Genomic DNA, 18,022 nt, shown 5'->3' with positions numbered 1-18,022 from the left:
AGAATATTACATGTTAAATAATATTGTTTTTATCATAATTACTGTTTTGTATAGTTCATATTGAGATAAAATAATATTTCGTAGATTTTTATAGGTACAGTGGGAGATTAGAAAACACCCTGCTTACTTGATGTTTTCTTCCTAATACGTGTGAAATCGGAGTTAAAAAAATATTTGCTCTAATTTTAGGACACTTTTAGCTCTTGGTTTTTCGATACTAAGGTCATTAAGGTAACTGAAGTTGAAAACTGCTACAAATCCCTACTTAAAAACCATTAGTTTCGTTCAAAAGCTCTAGTTTTGTAAAAAATAAAGGAGATGAAAGATAGCAGTCCAAACAAAAAGAAATTACACCCTAGAAATAAACACAATAAATTATATGATTTTGACCGTTTAAAAGCGGTTGTTCCAGAATTAATACCGTTTATAATCAAAAATCCTTCTGGAGTAGATACTATAGATTTTTCAAAACCCGAGGCAGTGGTGTTGCTCAACAAGGCGTTGTTGATGAGCGACTATAAATTGACGTATTGGGAATTACCTAAAGACAACTTATGTCCGCCTATACCAGGAAGAGCGGATTACATTCACTATGTTGCCGATTTATTGGCTACCTATAATGCGGGGGTGGTACCAACGGGAAATAGCGTTAAAATATTGGATTTAGGAGTAGGTGCCAATGCCATTTATCCGATTATTGGTGTTGCAGAATACGGTTGGCGTTTTGTAGCTTCGGACATCAATAAAGAATCTTTAGCATCTGCCGAAAATATAGTAAGCAACAATCCGCATCTAAAATCTACCGTTAGTGTACGTTTGCAACCGAATGCGCGAAATATATTGGAAAACATAATCGGAGAACAAGAACAGTTTACGGCCGTAATATGCAATCCTCCTTTCTTTAAATCTCAGGAAGATGCAGCCAAGCAAAGTGCTCGAAAAATCAAAAACCTCGGCAAGAAATCTGTCGTAGCTCCAACGCCCAATTTTGGAGGACAAAGTAACGAGCTTTGGTGTGAAGGTGGTGAATTGACTTTTATAACAAACTATATCTACGAGAGCAGACGTTTTGGTGCTCAAGTAAAATGGTTTACCACTTTGGTTTCCGATCAAAATCACTTAAAATCGATACAACGATTATTGCATAAAGTGGGTGCTACAGAAATGCAAATTATAGAAATGGAGCAAGGAAATAAAATCAGTAGAATTGTGGCTTGGAAATTTTAAATAGTGTTTATATGGTTATTGTTTTATAACTTTATATAATAAAACCTAGGTGCTTTATGACACAAGTGAATTTTGAAATCGAAAAATATCAGGAGGTATATAAAACTCAAATTTTAAGGGTTTGGGAAAAGGCTGTCTTGGCTACGCACGACTTCTTACAACCACAGGACTTTCAAGAGATAAAAATCTTTTTAGAACAATTTGATTTTAATTCTTTGGAAGTGTATTGTTTGATGCAAGGACAGGTCGTTATAGGTTTTATAGCCGTTGATGGTAAAAAAGTTGAGATGCTGTTTATCGATTCAGATTACTTTGGTATTGGATTAGGTAAAAGCCTGTTGGACTTTGCTATTACTGTATTGGAAGCAGATCGAGTAGATGTAAATGAACAGAATACCGATGCTGTTGGATTCTATAAAAAAATGGGATTTATAGTATATGAAAGAACGGATAAAGACGATCAAGGTCGTGCATATCCGTTGTTGCGTATGAAATTATCCACCTCCTCATAAAGAAATGTTTTCTCCCAGCGGCAAATGTCCTATAAAATAAATCTTTTATTTGCCGCTTTTTAATCCCTTAAGCTCCTTCATCAAATCCTCTAAGTAGTCGGTTTGTATTTCTTGTATTTCTAGTAATTTTTTGTTTTGATGTACTAGAATATGATCCATTTTCTCACTGAGAAGTTTGATTTCCAGTTCTGCTTTGAGGTTGATTTTATAGTCGTGTTCTCCTCGAATTCGATCCTTTTGTTCTTGTCTATTTTGACTCATCATGATGATTGGCGCTTGAATAGCAGCCAAACACGATAGTATTAAATTGAGTAGTATAAACGGAAAGGGGTCGAAGGGTTTAGTAGCTAAAAACCAAATATTTACTAACATCCATACGAGAATAAATAAAAAGAATGTAATGATAAAAGTCCAACTCCCGCCAAAAGCAGCTACATGATCGGCGAGTTTTTGTCCAAGGGTCAGTTCGGCTTCTATCTCTTCTTGAATGTTTTCAGACAATATGGAGTTATTTTGAATGGCCGACATCACGTCAATATCAATCGCAGCCAATTCTCCCTTCTCTTGAGTAATTAAAGAAGTTAAGTAAAGACGTCTGTATCGATTAAGCTCGGTTAAGGTAATGAAATCGTGTTTTTCCAAATGGGGAAAATCTTTTTTGAGTAAATTAAAAATACCCTCTCTGATTTCTCTGATTTGTATTTCTTCGCCTGCTGGAATCTCCTTTTTGTTGATGTGGCTAATTTCCATTTTTGTTTTTATTTAGAAGGGTGGGATATTGTTTTCCGTCTTTTTGGTCTCTATTCGTTATAAAGACAACTTAGCGGTTCTTTAAGCTGTGTGATTTTATTTTAGTGCGCTATAGTTGATTGAAATCTAAGTGGTAATGCCAAATTAAAATCGAATATGTTGAAGGGTTTATTAAGTCGGTATCGACTGTTTTTTATTCAAATTAGCGACACCTTTATCCATAGAATGTTGGAGTATGGTATTGATTTTTTGCAAATCAACCTCTTTGTCTTTTTCTGGATATAATTCTGTTTTTAGCAAGGCTATGATGGCGAAATATTCTCTGGTTAAACTATTGTAATACTGTTTTATGGCAGCGGTGTCCCCATTTGAATTGTGTTGTAAATGATTGTTTGCTTCGAGTAAACGCCCCATGTGCTCGAGTATTTGGTCAAATACCACTGCCGATGTATGCATTTGTAAATACCCAAATTCAAAAAGCAAATCTTGTAGGTTGATATCGTTGTATTCTTGCGTTTTTTTGGTGTCTAAGTGAATGCGAAACTCTTGATTTTGTAAAATGTGGTTAAACTTATTTAGAAAATCAAAATAAACCTCTTGTTTTTTTTCAAAAACCAGCAGGTGTATTTCTCTTTTCTCCTCGCTTTTGGTCTGGCCTTGTAATAGCAATACGGTGATGATTGCTGTGATTACAACACCGAGCAAGGCCCCAAATACTTGAGTGGGAAGGGTACCCAATTCAAAAATTTCAAAAAATACCGCACTACCGATAAACATTAGGGTAAAAACCAAGGTTCCCAACCGTACCCAATCAATTTTCTTAATCATGTTTAATTATTTACATTTATATTCCAGTTAAGGGAAATAGGAAATTACGCAATACAGAAATGGCAGTTTAAAAGCTTATAAAGCATACAATTAACGAATTTTAAACAACAATAGCAAAGGCTAAAGTGGCGTAAATTTGAAATCTTATAAGATTTGTACATTATTCTCAGTAAGCGTGATTTTCTAGCTAAAAATCAATAAAAAAGGTTACCGCACTATGGGGGTAACCTTAAAGTTTTTTATGCAATAATTAAGTTGTAGTTCTTATTTGTCTACTTTTTTAAACCTCATCATTGGGATGTCTTTCATTTTTAAGTTTAATTTACCATCCTGATCGATAGAATAGGAATCTATCTGTATAATGGTTTTTAAAAATGTTTGTTCCCCGCCACCTTCACAATGCATCATGGTACTAATTCCATGTTCTCCAAAAGTAAGGGATTGATCTTTTAAGGTGTAAGAAGTGCTGTAACCGTTACAACCTGAATTCCCAGAAATTCTATTTGAGTCTTTATCAAACTTAATTACTGGTTTTTTGTTGGGAAATAATCCCTCAAATGCAATACGTGGACCAGAAATATATTCTAGTTCCCAAGTTGCGTCATAAAGATCGGCTGATTTTTTAGTGTTTTTCATAGACGAGCAAGATGTAATGAATAATGCTAAAACTGAAACGAATAATAATAAGTGGTTTTTCATAAAAAAATGATTTAAGCCACTAATTTATAATTTTTTTAGTAAAATACATAGAAATTAGCCTTTTATTTTATTAATCGGACTGTAGTATTATTAGTGAGTTATTAAAGGGTTTAATACTAAAGTATTCATTTCGATAGAGATAACGAATGCAAATAGCCACTAAACTACTTATTTTGTAGCAAAGTGGCTATATTATAGTTAAAACCAAACAGCTTATAAAGCCGTTTTTATTTATTCTAGGAAACCGAATTTACCCATATTGACATCGTTAAAAGCTTGAATAATCTCTTCCTGTGTATTCATAACAAAGGGTCCATGAGATACGATGGGTTCATCAATAGGCTCTCCGCTTAAGATTAAAACGATAGCGTCTTCAGAGGCTTCTATAGTAAATTCTTCACCCTCGTTAGCAAACAAAAGAAAGTGATCCTGCATTACATTTTCCGAATCATTTACTCGGATACTGCCTTCGATGACTAAGAGCGCTGTGTTGTAATGCGCTGGAAAGCTAAATGTCGCTGAGGCAGCTTTTTTCAGTTTCGCATTAATTAAATGCACGCTAGTAAAAGTAGAAGCCGCTCCGACGGTTCCTTCGTATTCTCCTGCAATAACCTCAATAATACCACCGTTATTCGGTAACTGGTGTTTGGTGATTTCGCTATTTAAGATGCCTTGGTATTTTGGTTGGGACATCTTATCCTTTGCGGGTAGATTGACCCAAAGTTGTACCATCTGAAAATCACCACCTTCTTTACTAAATTGTTGTTCGTGGTATTCTTTATGTAATATACCCGATGCTGCGGTCATCCATTGTACGTCTCCTTCTCCTATAATACCGCTATTTCCTGAACTGTCGTGGTGTGCGACTTTTCCTTTATAGGCAATTGTCACTGTTTCAAAACCTCTATGCGGATGTACACCAACTCCTCTTAATTCATCGGTAGGTGGGAAATAATATTTAGAATTATAGTCCATCATGATAAAGGGGCTCATACGCTCCATACTCATGCCTCGTCCATAAGGAATAAAGTTGTGCACCCTAAATCCATCTCCAACCATATGCGCTGGAGCTGGTGCTAATACAGCTTCTATTTTTTTAGTTTTCATAATCGTTTTTTTGTTGTGAAATAAAGAATTGCTTTGATATTCCGGATGTTTGTTTATGTACGCATTGATGTAAGGACAGTAGGGCTTAACCTTAAGTTGATGTTCTTGTGCATAATCCAATACGTATTTGGCTATATAGGAGGCAATGCCTTTTCCTGCCAATTCATCGGGCACTTCGGTATGGGTATAAGCAATCCCGCCTTCAAACAATTCGTATTGTTCAAATGCCACTTTTCCATCTAAGTGAATTTCAAAGCGTTTGTCTGTTTTGTTGTGTATTACAGTATATTCCATGTTGTTGTTTTTTAGTATAGTAAAATTAGTCACTATACAAGCCAAAACACTTGATGTATGGTAAGAAATACAGGTTTAGAAACTGTGGACATCGTATAAACTATATACGATAGTCACAAAAAGAACACGAAAATGATCTTGGGTTACTTAAATGCTCTTTCAAGGAAACACTTGAGATTCCACGGAATTAAGGATTGACTTAGCTCTTAAAATTTTTTAGTGCTAATTGTTTTCTAACTCTACTCAGGCTTTCAGGAGTAATACCGAGGTAAGAGGCAATCATATGCAAAGGCAAACGCAAAGTGAGTAAACGATGAGATTCAATAAAGTCTAAGTATTTTTCTTCAGCAGTAGCACTGAGCAAATAATTGATTCTCTTCTGCATCTGTCGAATGTTTTTCTGTAAAGCTAGGGTGTTAAAACGGCTGTAGTTTTTCGATAGTTCCTCCAATTTTGACAGGAAAGCTTTTTCGATATACACCACTTCAGTGTCTTCGATGGCATCGATAAATAATTGTGAGGGTTCGTCAAAATAAAAACTGCTTCGATCAGCTATCCACCAATTCTCGGAAGCAAATTGAATGATGTGTTCTTTTCCCATTTCGTCAACAGTATACGAACGCAGTAATCCTTTACATACAAAAAAAGATCGGTGGCATACCTGCTCTTGTTCGAGTAAAACACTTCCTTTTTTTACTTGGAGTGAATAGGTCAGGTGTTCTAATTCTTTATACTGCTCCTCCGTTACATCGGTATTGGTCAATATATATGTTTTTAAATTTCCAAGCTGAGTCATTTAATGTCCTTTTATCGTGCGGGTAATACAAATATACTCAATTTAAAATTTTAATATAATCAAACTAAAGCCGTGCTTATTGTACTATCTTTAGCCTTGGTGATTTTTAATTATTAAATTATGAGTTGTAGCTGTCTATAGGTGCGTTATATTTGTTTTTTGCTAGGGCTGTACCAGGGTGCTTTCGAAAATAACGACTAAACACAAGGTGGTGAAAAGAGCTGCTTACAGCTAGGGCATATATTAAACCATAATAGCAGTTAAAAACTGCAGCTATAGAATAAAACAAAAAGTACCGAACGTAAAACGCGAAAAGATAAAATGGCTGGTTTGAATAAAATCAAACCGCGGATCTATCAGGCTTATAAGATAGATTGATCAATACAAATTAACCGCTTATAAAAATGGCAAAAAATAAAACGAATGCGACCGATGTTGATGTAATGGATTTTATAAATTCTTATGTGGATAGCGAACAAAAGAGGCAAGATAGTTATGCCTTAATCCAATTAATGCAAGACATCACGGGTCAACCCGCAAAGATGTGGGGGCCGACTATTATTGGTTTTGGTCACTACCATTATAAATATGCAAGTGGACATGAGGGCGATGCACCGCTCACCGGTTTCTCTCCTCGTAAAGCGGCGATTTCGCTTTATGTATTTACGGGTATGGACGAGCATCAATACCTCTTAAAGGATTTGGGCAAATACAAAATGGGAAAAGCCTGTATTTATATTAAGAAATTAACCGATATTGATGTTCGAATTTTAGAGAATTTGATTCGTGAAACCATAAGTTTTTTAAATAATACATATAAAAAGGAATAAATTATCCGTTTTTTTTAAATTATTGAATAATAATATAACTTTGAAATAACTAAGATTGATTACAGTAAAATGATAAAAAACATATTTGATAAAGAGGTTTCAGACGCGGTTATTAAGCGGATTAACGAATTGGATAAACAGTCTCAAGGTTTATGGGGAAAGATGAGTGTTGGGCAAATGTTAGCGCATTGCAACGTCACTTATGAATTTATTTACGGTAACATACATCCAAGACCCCATGCTTTTAAAAGGATGATATTGACCTGGATAGTAAAAGATGCTGTAGTTAATGAAAAACCTTATAAAAAAAACATTCCAACGGGACCTGAATTTAAGATAAAAGAAAGTAAGGACTTCGCTTTTGAAAAAGGACGATTAATTGATTATATCAATAAAACTCAGCATTTGGGTCAGGCCTATTTCGATAAAAAAGAGTCGCATTCTTTTGGAGCTCTATCCGGTTCGGAATGGAACAATATGTTTTACAAACATTTAGATCATCATTTAACACAATTCGGTGTTTAACTATTTAGAAATAACCTTATGAATTCGATTAGAATTGAAATAAAATGGGCGGTCTTATTTACTTTAATGGGCTTGCTATGGATGGTGTTGGAGAAACTGATTGGTTTGCACAGTACCTATATCGACTACCACCTTTATGTAACCAATTTATTTGCCATTCCAGCGATTTACATGATGGTATTGGCTTTAAAAGATAAAAAGAAAAATTTTTATAACGGGCAAATGAGTTATAGTCAAGGTTTTGTTTGCGGGTTAATAATGACTGTTTTTATTGCTATGCTGAGTCCTTTGGCACAGTGGATTACCACATTTGTAATTACACCAGAGTATTTTCCGAACGTGATTAAACGCTCAGTGGAATTGGGGTATTATAAGACTATTTCAGCTGCCGAGGCTCAATTCAATTATTCAAATTATGCAACTCAAGGCGCTATAGGTGCACTGATTATGGGAATACTAACCACGGCAATCGCCATGGTGTTTATTAGAACCAAAAAGGCAAAAGTTTAAAAAACATTGATATTTTAAAAAGTTTAAAAAACATGATTACATCAGAAATTAATATAAAGTCAAATGTTGAGTCAGTTTGGAAGGCTTTAACCGATAAAATTCAAATGGGTGAATGGTATTTTGACATACCGGATTTTGAATTAGAGGTTGGGAAAATCTTTAATTTTTATGAACCGGGAACTGCAAAATTATTTCATCATCAATGCGTTATAAAGAGTATTGAACCCAATAAAAAGTTTTCCCATACATGGACACATCCTAGTCATAGTAAAGGAGAGAGTTTGTTGACTTGGTTGTTGGAAGAAAAAGACGGTATCACCAAAGTGGTATTACAACACGAGGGTTTGGAAAATTTTGCTGATGCAGGTCCAGAATTTGCTCCAGAGAATTATCAAATGGGTTGGGATGGCTATATAGCGATGTTAAAAAATTATGTTTACGGCATTCGTAAACACACTTATCAAATTGAAATAAGCGCCTCAAAAAAAAGGGTATGGAAAACCTTATTTGGCGAAAAGACCTACGGCTTGTGGACGGCTGCTTTTTGTGAGGGAGCTTATTATAAAGGCACTTTAGATGTGGGAAGTCGCATACACTTTCTATCGGTAGGTGGCTCGGGTATGTATGCCGATGTGGTGTTTTCTAAACCCAATAAGAGCATTTATTTCCAACATTTGGGTGAATTAACTGATTTTATAGAACAACCGATAAACGAAAAGACCGAACGTTGGTCTGGTGCATTTGAAAATTATATTTTAGTAAAATCAGCGGGAAAAACACTATTGACCGTTGAGGTTGATCTAAGCCCGGATTATGTGGACTTTTTTGACAACGCATTTCCGCTGGGACTTAAAAAAGTGAAAGAATTATCGGAAATTCCATCATTGTAATCTATTAATTAAATCGAGTAAATATTATGGCAACAACAAATACGTATTTAAATTTTAAGGGCAATTGTGAAGAGGCTTTTCTTTTCTATAAAGCTGTTTTTGGTGGTGAATTTAATTATATCGGACGTTTTGGCGATATGCCAGCCAGCGATGATTATCAAGTAGCAGACTCAGATAAGGATAAAATCATGCATGTTTCACTGCCTATCGGTACTTCAATATTGATGGGAAGTGATACAGGGGGAGCATGGGCGCCAGCCTTTGTTCAAGGAAATAATTTCTCCGTTTCTGTATCGGCGGAAAGCAAGGCGGAGGCTGATGCAATTTTTAAAGCCTTAGCCGATGGCGGTAAGATAACGATGCCTCTCGAAAATACATTTTGGGGAGATTATTTCGGTATGCTAACCGATAAGTTTAACATCAATTGGATGATGAGTTTCGACGGTAAAAATAAATAGCGGTTTGTGTTTTGTCAATTCGCATATTGCTGAATTTGCGCACAAACTTTTTCGCAGTTGGTAAACGCAGGATTTTCCCCTGCGTTTTTTATTAATATATGTTGGTTAAGCGTTCTGCTTAATTTTGGATTCCCAAATCACGCATAACCAATCTAAACAAGATCGGTTTCTTAATATTTCCCCATAGTTTGTAAAGATTTTGTAACAGTGAGTTAAAGTTGTTGTGATTTAAGACGCCTAAGTTTGTTAAAAATAAATTACACAAATGAAAATGAACTACAAATTATCTTTATGGGTTATGGGGCTCATAGTTTCGACTACAGCAATCAGTTGTAATGACGATACCAATTCGTTAAAACCAGTAGAACCGGGTGTAGTGGTGCCGCAACCGGGCAAAAACCCTGTGGTATTACAAAATCATTCGATGACGCCAGCATTTGTATTTGCGATGCCAGGTTTTTCTAATCTCGAAATTTTTTCTTTGATTTCCAGTGAAGATAAATTAAAAGATTCTCCTGATTTTGTTTTTGGAGGGCAACCAGATGGAGCTGGTTTTATGAAAGATCCGAGTGGTGAAGGTTTTATGATGATTACCAATCACGAAATCATGCAATCGGTATCCCGAGTATATTTTGATAAGTCATTTAAACCCGTTCGTGGAGAGTATATAGTTGATGGTATTGGAGGAATCACTAGATTGTGTTCAGCTACTTTAGCCAAACCGGAGATTCACGGTTTTGGACCTGTTTTTTTAACTGCCGGTGAATCGGGAGAAGAAAGTATGGTACACGCTATAGATCCGCTTGGATCTGCGGGTTTAAAATCCAATACAGATCGCGTTTTACCTGCTTTGGGTAAAGCGAGTATGGAGAATGCCGTTCCATTACCCGTTGATGTTTCCAATGGAAAAACCTTGATATTAATTGGAGAAGATCAAGGATATGCATCCAATCATCAAAGCGCAGGCCAATTGTTGATGTATGTTGGAAGTAGAGGTGATTTACAAAATGGAAAGTTATATGCGTTAAAACGCAAATCTGGTGGATATACTGAAATGGATATTACCAAAGGAAATCAATATGACGTAGAGTTTGTGGAGATTCCGGATGCTAAAAACCTGACAGGCGCTCAAATCAATCAAAAAAACATGGAATTGGGAGTGATTCGCTTCTCTCGTGTTGAGGATGTGGACTATAGAAAGGGCGCTAACAAAGGAAATGAAATTTATTTTACAGCGACAGGTCAGGCTAGTGGAGGTAATCCAGTTAGTGGATATACCATGTGGGGACGCGTCTATAAACTGGTATTGGACAAATCTAATATGTTGACGGGTAAACTGTCTTTAGCGGCAGAAGGCGATAGTAATCCTGGAAACAACCTAATCAATCCGGATAATCTATGTGTTACTGAAAACTATGTTTATATTCAAGAAGATGGGGATTCCTACTATGCTGATGCGAAACACGATTCCTATATCTGGCAATACAAAATAGCCGACGGTACTTATAAACCGTGGTTAAACATGAAACACAATAGAGGCGATGCGGCGTGGAATGAAAAATACAACCAATCGGGTAATCTAAATAAATTCGGTTCTTGGGAGTTTGGAGCTATGGAAGATGTGTCCGATTTGATTGGAATTCCAAATACATTCTCAGTAAACATCCACTCACACACTTGGCAAAAAGACGCGTTTTCCAATGCAGATAAAGCAGGAGTAAATACCAACAAAGAAGGTGGACAAGTAGTATTGATTCGCAATGTAGAGAAATAGTGTAATAAATAATTTTTAATGACCTCTATTGGTTTAGTTTCTATACCTCTAGAGGTCTTTTTATAAAAGATGAAGAGTTTTAAATATATCATATTCAGTATTTTTTTCTTGTTGTTGACCGGTTGCAAAAAAGACTCGACGATTTATCAAGATGTTTCGTTTAATACCTACTTGATTAAAAAAGTAGATACTTTAGATTTAAAAATTGATAGACTGATCGAAAGTGTGCGTGAGAATAAAGACAGTACCGTCGTTAGACAAGCCTTTATAGATAGTCGTTTGGCCTATAAAGAAGTGGAGTGGGCCATCGCTTATTTCTTGCCACATACGAACAAATCACTAAATGGTCCGGCATTAGATCAATTGGATTTGGATGAAAATAAATTTATTCCAGCCGAAGGATTTCAGGTAGTTGAGGAGTTGTTATTTCCCATTTATCAATCAGCAGAGCAGCAAAAGCTTATTTTGGAATCTAAGAAGGTAAAAAACTTTGCATATAGTGCTCGAAAAAACTTTGAAGTCATTTCCATTGATGAAACGCTTGTTTTGGAAGCTTTAAAGATGGAGGTGTTTCAAATCACCGCTTTGGGTATAACGGGTTTTGATACACCGGAAAGTCAATTTCAATTTATTGAAGCAGCAGCTAGTTTAAGAGGGGTCAAAGAAGTTATAGCATTATCGAGTAAATGGCGAGATGCGAATAGTTATAGTAAGTTACAAGAGTTATTGGATAAAAGCATGGTTATTTGTAACGGTAATCCGTCCAAAGAAAGTTTTAATTATTTAGACTTTATAACCGACAATCTCGAGCCTATAGCACAGGGTATCGTCTCTTTACAACAGGAATTGAAAATTCCTTTTCACGAGGGAAATCAAGTTGTTCCCGGCCGTGTAGCCTCCCTTTTTGCCAAGGACTTGATTAATTTAAACGCTTTTTTACCCGATTCGACTTATTACTTAAGTCCCGCTAAAATAGCTTTGGGCAAAGAACTGTTTTTTGATAAAAACTTATCGAAGAACAGTCATCGAAGTTGTGCAGATTGTCATCATGCCGACAAAGCTTTTACAGATGGTTTAAAAACGGCATTGGACTTAGAGGGAAAACCGTTAAAGAGAAACACACCTTCTTTAAACTATGCTGCCTATTACCACGGACAGTTTTGGGATATGAGAAGTGTCACTTTGGAGAGTCAGTCCTCTGATGTGATCACCAACAAGGACGAAATGCATGGAAATTTGGAGGAAATTGCCATCTTCTTAAATCAATCCGACAAGTACAAAAAGGCCTTTAATACGGTTTACAGGAATAATAAACCCATTGAGTCTTGGCAATTAGAAAATGCATTGGCATCCTATGTGCGTTCTTTAGCGGTTTTTGAATCGCGCTTTGACAGTTATATGCGGGGGGATAAGTCGGCTTTAAATGATCAAGAAAAGCGCGGTTTTAATTTGTTTGTAGGTAAAGCCAAATGCGCTACTTGTCATTTTATGCCTGTTTTTAATGGAACCTTACCGCCGTTCTTTACCAATTCAGAACAAGAAGTGCTGGGGGTACCCAAGGACAAAGCCGGTACCGTACTTGACGATGACTTAGGGAGGTATGTGTTTAATACGGATTTAAAACAATTAAAACATGCGTTTAAAACACCGACAATTCGGAACATAGAAAAAAGTGCTCCCTATATGCATAATGGTGTATACGAAACCTTAGAAGAAGTGATGGATTTTTATAATAAAGGCGGAGGAATAGGATTGGGATTAGATGTAGAGAGTCAAACATTGCCAGACGCTCCTTTGGAATTAACAGACCAAGAAATAAAGGATATCATCCTTTTTATGAAGACATTAAACGACACCTCACCTTAAAAAAAGGCTTTGAGCTGTTTTTGGTTAATATTGTAAATACCGCAGTAGTATATTCGCTAGAATAGACTGCTGCGGTATTTTAGTAAATGATAAACGCTAAAAAAGGCGGTTCACAACGAAGAAAAAGCGAAATACTTGAATGAATAACCCAAAAAGAAAGTTTTTACAAGAAATTTAACAAGGCTAGATTCATTTTTAAAGTATATTTGCTGAGATGACAAAAAAGATATTCATATTGCTAATCGTTGTTTTAGGGCTTATAACAGGTCCTACGCAATCGTATGCGGCTGGAATGGATTCCGTTATGTCATGTTGTACCAAAGAATCGGGAACCAAAGACTGTTGTAAAGACGAAGGAACGAAACATCAAGAACACCAGTGCGACAGCAGTTGTGCGGGAACATCTTGTGGATGTCCAACAGTGTACACCAGCTCTACACCGATTTTTTTAACTCAAACAATCCATGCCGCTCTTTTTGATTTATCCGAAAAAGCGCAGAAATTTTATTTTTCTGAAATCTTTATTTCTTCCGATTTCCGATCTATCTGGCTACCACCTAAAATAGCCTAAATTTCTTTATTGACAGCCCATGGTCTGTCTAATCTCAAGTCTGTAGGACTTATCATTCAAAAATTTATACCCCTTTATCTGCAGTTAGAGCTATTATAGCTTGCAATACTGTTGTGTTTTAGGGTTTCGTAATTCAAAAAAGCAAAAAAATGAATTCAATAAAAAAACTATTGATGGTGATAACGCTATTGCTATCAGTCACTATCGCCAAAGCGCAAATCAAAAATCAAACTAAAGAAACCGTTACTATTAATGGCAATTGCAGTATGTGTAAAAAAACCATTGAGACAGCTGCCTATGCAAAAAATATAGCGCAATTAACGTGGAATGAAAATACTCAAATCGCTACAATAATATACGATAAGGACAAGACAAGTACCAACGAAATCCTAAAGCGTGTAGCCAAAGTGGGTTATGACAATGAAAAATTTATTGCAGCAGATGCAGTTTATAATAAGTTACACGGCTGTTGTCAATACGATCGTAAAATAAAAGACAGTAAAGCAACCAAATAACATTTAATTAAAACGCATAGTATATGTTTAAAATCAGAAATATAGGAGCGATTTTATTGGTGTTTTTTTCCATTTCACTAGTAAATGCACAAATCAAAATAGGAGATGTATTGCCTAATATAACCCTTCAAGACACTAAAAATAACGCCGTTAAATTAAATTCTTTTAAAGGTAAAACGGTGCTGGTTGATTTTTGGGCATCTTGGTGTGGTCCCTGCAGATTGGCCAACAGAAAGTTGGTAAAAATGCATGATAAGTACAAAGCAAAGAATTTTGAAATAGTCGGTATATCCATTGATACGGACAAATCCAAATGGATAAAAGCCATCGAAAAAGACAAAATTCAATATGTTCAATTGATCGATCCAAAAGGATTCGATGCTAAATCAGCAGTGACTTTTGGCGTCGAAGCCTTGCCTGCAACTTTCCTTTTTGATGCAACGGGTAAATTGATTGCCATCAACCCAACAGAATCACAAATAATAACTCAAATCAACAAAAAATAAAAATGAAAAATATATATAAAAAATTTATTGCCCTAAGTCTTTTGGTAACTTTTACCAGTGTAAGCTCTTATGCTCAAATTTCTAAAGTGGACATCATTGCTACTGGATTAACCTGTTCCATGTGTTCCAATGCCATTAACAAACAATTAAAATCTCTTGTTGAGGTTGACAGTGTAGGAACGGATTTAAACACCAATACTTTTACGGTCTATTTTAAAGATAGCAAGACGGTAGAACCTAAAGTATTGAAAAATGCTGTTGAAAAAGCGGGCTTTTTTGTGGGATCGATGGTCTTAACAGCAAAGTTTGATGTACCGCAAATAGGAGATAATATTTCGGCAAAAATGAACGATGCTACTTATATTTTTATAGATTCCAAAACAGCTGCAGTTGAGGGAGAAAGCGAATATAGAGTTTTAGACAAAGGATTTGTAACACAAAAGGAGTATAAAAAGCTAATCAAATCCTATTCGAAATTCCCGAGCTATAAAGAGGAAAGCGAAAGCGATTATCATTTAAAAGCGATTTAAGCGATGAAATATTTATCCTTGGTAGGTTTTGCATTGTTTGCTATAAGTAGTCAAGCACAAGAGTTGTTTGTAATGACAGAACCCGCTAGTAATGCTCCGGCGGGTTCTATAGGGGTTAGAGTTGGTCAATCGCTGATGAAAAACCAATTTAGCGACAGTAATATGTATAATATGTCGCCAGAAGTGACTTGGGGTGTCAATAAAAACTTCATGCTACGCGCTTCGGCCTTTATGTCTAATGAGAACAATGGATTGGGCTTAAAAGGTGGTGGCGCTTATGCGAAATACCGTTTCTTTTCGGTTGATGATATGCAAAGCCATTTTCGAATGGCAGCTTTTGGTCGTTACAGTTATAATAATTCGATGATAAATCAGGAAGCTATTGATTTAAATGCAGGAAATTCGGGTTACGAAGTTGGTTTTGTGGCTACGCAGTTGATAAAAAAAGTTGCATTAAGCGGTTCAGTTAGTTATTCCAAAGCATTAAGTAATGATGGTTTTGATTTTCCAGACCATTTTGGGAGCGACGCGGTCAATTATACTTTTTCAGTGGGGCGTTTGATGCATCCTAAAAAGTATACGAGTTTTAAACAAACGAATATCAATGCGATGTTGGAATTGGTAGGTCAAACGATTACGGATAACGGAAAATCCTATATGGACATCGTTCCGTCTATACAGTTTATCATAAACAGTCAAGCTCGAATCGATTTGGCTTATAAAAAAGAGTTGTATAGCTCCATGCATCGGGCAAATTCAAACGGTGTTTTTTTAAAATTGGAATACACCTTTTTCAATGTAACCCAATAATTCATTTTTTTTATACTTAATTATTTTACTGTTCGGAGAAAATCCTATAAGATTTTCTTTGAACAGTTTTTTTTTGATTTATGTATGGTCTCTACGTGGCGTACTTAGAAAACATCTCGCAATGATTTGACCGCTAAAATCGGCGAGGTTTTTATTTTTTAAAAGCCCAAGCACCTATTGTTTTTGGGATAAAAATTATTGATCATTAAAAATCTCGGAGTAATTTTCTTCGAATCGTTTTTTCAAGCGCTGTTTAGATTTTTTTACCGCTTCAATGGTAACACCGAGAATCTGTGCTGTTTCCAAATTTTTCAATCCCATTTTTTGCAGTAAAATGATTCTTAAATTGGCTTCTGTTAATCCAGGGAAGTTTTCCATCAGGTAATTGTAGTAATCAGTTTGTTCGGCTATAAAAAGCTTCTTAAATTCCATCCAATTTTTTTTAGTCATCAAATGAGAATCTAAAAGTTTCTGTAGGTTGTTTTCTTTGATCTTAGCGTTAGATTTAGAAAGGTTTTTAAGCTTTTTAAATTCCTTTTCTAATTTGGATAGTTGCTCATTTTTTTCTGATAAATAAACCTGATAAGAGCTCAAGTTGGCTTGAGTTTCATGAAGTTTGTTGTCAGATTGGATTTTTTCCAATTGCAACAATAAGATATTTCTATCGAAAGCGACACCTTGAACTTTGAGTTTTCTGCGGTAGTTTAAAAGCAATAGTATGGCTATAATCAATAGTAAAATACTGATGCTGATCCAGGTTTTTTTTGCTGAAGAGGCTTTCTCTACATTGTGTTTTTCAGTTTCTAGTTGTGACTTAATTTTTTCTTTTTGTACTTGTATATTTAATTGATTGACAACGGATTGCCCATCGGTAGCTGCGATTATATCCCTTAAGGAGTCTATTGATCTACGAATTTGTAACTCTGCAGCCACGTCCTTCTTTAATACTGCCCAAGCCAGTAATAATTGATTGATCTCAAATTCCGTACTGGCTAAATAAGGTTTAGCAATAGCATAATTCTTAGCTGACTGTAAGTGTAAATAGGTACTATCTAATTGATCTTCTTCTAGATATATTTTTCCCAATTGAACTTGGGCATACATGGTGTTTCTATCGCTATTATTTTTCTTAGAAATAGCGATGTCCTCTATATATAATGTTTTTGCTTGTGTATAATCGTTTCGCGCCACACAAATTTTAGCTAGTTCGCCTAAGGTTTTGGCATAGAGTATTTCTTGTCCGTTTTTCAGTGCCAGTTTTCGGGCTCTTAGATAGGACTCTTCAGCCTTAACCAATTGGTTTTGTTTGAAGTAATTCATACCTAAATTATTGAGTATTTCTATATACTGCTTGGAGTTGCAGTTAGCGTGTTTTAGTGCTTCAGTGAGATAGTGTTCTGCTTTTTGGTAATCTTCGATATTTCCAAAGAAGAAGGCGTTTTTCTTTAAAACTTCTGATGGTTCGATAAGGTTTTTTGTTGCAGCTTGATCTATGGCCTTGGAGGTATTTAAGAAAAAGGGTAGGGCCTTAGAAAGTTGTCCATTCCGATAATAATAAAATCCAAAATGGGTTTGTACCCAAATGATTAGGTCGTGCTCATTGAGAATTGTTGCGGCTTGATATGCTCTGTTATATAGAATTTCGCTTATGTTGTTTTTTTGATCAAGGGTTGTAGAATATTTCTCTGCAAGTAAAACTTGGTGAATAATTTTTAATAGCTGAGGGTTTTCAGACAGTTGCCTAGCACTAAAATAAGGAAAAGCTATTTCCAAACATTCTAAATCGCAGTTGCGGTAGGCTTCAATATGCTTATTAAGAGACACACGCGAGATTCGTGCTTCTATTGGATAAGTGAAGAATAAATAAAAAACAGGAATTAAAAGTATCCGTAAAAAACTAGATAATGCTTGCATTTAGTCGACGATTAAATCAAAAAGTTGTTGATTTTGTCGTCGCAAGGTAATACAAACAACATGTTTGTAAAACTGTTTTATCATAAATCTTGACAGGTAAAAAGAAATTA

The 18,022-nt window shown here is 35.5% G+C and carries 20 protein-coding genes and 1 pseudogene; 14 read left to right on the top strand and 7 right to left on the bottom strand.

Annotated elements, in window-relative coordinates:
- Positions 1-318 precede the first annotated feature (318 nt).
- Entirely contained in the window at positions 319-1,227 is a 909-nt protein-coding gene (rlmF, locus tag KO524_RS12415) for a 23S rRNA (adenine(1618)-N(6))-methyltransferase RlmF (protein ID WP_219294497.1), read from the top strand.
- Positions 1,228-1,283: 56 nt separating this feature from the next.
- Positions 1,284-1,739 carry a GNAT family N-acetyltransferase gene (locus tag KO524_RS12410; RefSeq protein ID WP_219294496.1) on the top strand — a complete coding sequence of 152 codons (456 nt, stop codon included), beginning with the start codon at positions 1,284-1,286 and terminating at the stop codon, positions 1,737-1,739.
- Between the two features lie 45 nt (positions 1,740-1,784).
- On the opposite strand, the gene KO524_RS12405 is transcribed toward KO524_RS12410, so the two are convergent.
- The 6 genes and pseudogenes from KO524_RS12405 to KO524_RS12385 all read right to left on the bottom strand — a co-directional run bounded on the left by KO524_RS12405 (position 1,785) and on the right by KO524_RS12385 (position 6,213).
- A complete protein-coding gene (locus tag KO524_RS12405; protein ID WP_219294495.1) occupies positions 1,785-2,489 on the bottom strand; it encodes a DUF1003 domain-containing protein in 705 nt (234 codons plus the stop codon).
- Positions 2,490-2,660: 171 nt separating this feature from the next.
- Positions 2,661-3,317: a hypothetical protein gene (locus KO524_RS12400; protein ID WP_219294494.1), complete on the bottom strand. Its 657-nt coding sequence runs from the start codon at positions 3,315-3,317 to the stop codon at positions 2,661-2,663.
- 264 nt (positions 3,318-3,581) lie between these two features.
- Positions 3,582-4,016: an META domain-containing protein gene (locus tag KO524_RS12395; protein ID WP_219294493.1), complete on the bottom strand. Its 435-nt coding sequence runs from the start codon at positions 4,014-4,016 to the stop codon at positions 3,582-3,584.
- 231 nt (positions 4,017-4,247) lie between these two features.
- A complete protein-coding gene (locus tag KO524_RS12390; protein ID WP_255555259.1) occupies positions 4,248-5,123 on the bottom strand; it encodes a pirin family protein in 876 nt (291 codons plus the stop codon).
- A gap of 45 nt (positions 5,124-5,168) precedes the next feature.
- A pseudogene (locus KO524_RS15470) lies at positions 5,169-5,417 on the bottom strand (GNAT family N-acetyltransferase); the annotation flags it as partial.
- A 199-nt stretch (positions 5,418-5,616) separates the two neighbouring features.
- Positions 5,617-6,213: a Crp/Fnr family transcriptional regulator gene (locus tag KO524_RS12385; RefSeq protein WP_219294491.1), complete on the bottom strand. Its 597-nt coding sequence runs from the start codon at positions 6,211-6,213 to the stop codon at positions 5,617-5,619.
- A gap of 404 nt (positions 6,214-6,617) precedes the next feature.
- Between KO524_RS12385 and KO524_RS12380 the strand changes: the two genes are divergently transcribed.
- The 12 genes from KO524_RS12380 (at position 6,618) to KO524_RS12325 (ending at position 15,998) form a co-directional block, all read left to right on the top strand.
- Positions 6,618-7,043, top strand: a complete 426-nt coding sequence (locus KO524_RS12380) for a DUF1801 domain-containing protein (protein ID WP_219294490.1) — start codon at positions 6,618-6,620, stop codon at positions 7,041-7,043.
- A gap of 69 nt (positions 7,044-7,112) precedes the next feature.
- Positions 7,113-7,568 carry a DUF1569 domain-containing protein gene (locus tag KO524_RS12375; RefSeq protein WP_255555254.1) on the top strand — a complete coding sequence of 152 codons (456 nt, stop codon included), beginning with the start codon at positions 7,113-7,115 and terminating at the stop codon, positions 7,566-7,568.
- 18 nt (positions 7,569-7,586) lie between these two features.
- A complete protein-coding gene (locus KO524_RS12370; protein WP_219294489.1) occupies positions 7,587-8,078 on the top strand; it encodes a DUF4199 domain-containing protein in 492 nt (163 codons plus the stop codon).
- A gap of 32 nt (positions 8,079-8,110) precedes the next feature.
- The gene (locus KO524_RS12365) at positions 8,111-8,968 is read left to right on the top strand and encodes an SRPBCC domain-containing protein (RefSeq protein WP_219294488.1); all 858 of its coding nucleotides are present in this window, start codon (positions 8,111-8,113) and stop codon (positions 8,966-8,968) included.
- 26 nt (positions 8,969-8,994) lie between these two features.
- Positions 8,995-9,426: a VOC family protein gene (locus KO524_RS12360; RefSeq protein WP_219294487.1), complete on the top strand. Its 432-nt coding sequence runs from the start codon at positions 8,995-8,997 to the stop codon at positions 9,424-9,426.
- A gap of 265 nt (positions 9,427-9,691) precedes the next feature.
- Positions 9,692-11,200, top strand: a complete 1,509-nt coding sequence (locus tag KO524_RS12355; protein WP_219294486.1) for a hypothetical protein — start codon at positions 9,692-9,694, stop codon at positions 11,198-11,200.
- A 69-nt stretch (positions 11,201-11,269) separates the two neighbouring features.
- Positions 11,270-13,066, top strand: a complete 1,797-nt coding sequence (locus KO524_RS12350) for a cytochrome-c peroxidase (RefSeq protein WP_219294485.1) — start codon at positions 11,270-11,272, stop codon at positions 13,064-13,066.
- Positions 13,067-13,280: 214 nt separating this feature from the next.
- A complete protein-coding gene (locus KO524_RS12345) occupies positions 13,281-13,637 on the top strand; it encodes a hypothetical protein (RefSeq protein WP_219294484.1) in 357 nt (118 codons plus the stop codon).
- A 149-nt stretch (positions 13,638-13,786) separates the two neighbouring features.
- Positions 13,787-14,152, top strand: a complete 366-nt coding sequence (locus KO524_RS12340) for a heavy-metal-associated domain-containing protein (RefSeq protein ID WP_219294483.1) — start codon at positions 13,787-13,789, stop codon at positions 14,150-14,152.
- 23 nt (positions 14,153-14,175) lie between these two features.
- Positions 14,176-14,658: a TlpA disulfide reductase family protein gene (locus KO524_RS12335; RefSeq protein WP_219294482.1), complete on the top strand. Its 483-nt coding sequence runs from the start codon at positions 14,176-14,178 to the stop codon at positions 14,656-14,658.
- Positions 14,659-14,660: 2 nt separating this feature from the next.
- Complete coding sequence (locus KO524_RS12330) at positions 14,661-15,188, top strand: heavy-metal-associated domain-containing protein (protein ID WP_219294481.1); 528 nt, start codon at positions 14,661-14,663, stop codon at positions 15,186-15,188.
- 3 nt (positions 15,189-15,191) lie between these two features.
- A complete protein-coding gene (locus KO524_RS12325; RefSeq protein ID WP_219294480.1) occupies positions 15,192-15,998 on the top strand; it encodes a hypothetical protein in 807 nt (268 codons plus the stop codon).
- 195 nt (positions 15,999-16,193) lie between these two features.
- On the opposite strand, the gene KO524_RS12320 is transcribed toward KO524_RS12325, so the two are convergent.
- Positions 16,194-17,912, bottom strand: coding sequence for a tetratricopeptide repeat protein (locus KO524_RS12320; protein ID WP_219294479.1), 1,719 nt, complete (start codon positions 17,910-17,912; stop codon positions 16,194-16,196).
- Between the last annotated feature and the right edge of the window lie 110 nt (positions 17,913-18,022).

Origin of the sequence: Flavobacterium sp. NKUCC04_CG (assembly GCF_019345525.1) — a bacterium.
In the GTDB taxonomy this organism is placed as follows: domain Bacteria; phylum Bacteroidota; class Bacteroidia; order Flavobacteriales; family Flavobacteriaceae; genus Flavobacterium.
The sequence above is the reverse complement of the archived record's forward strand: the minus strand, read 5'-3'. Positions and strand labels throughout refer to the sequence as shown.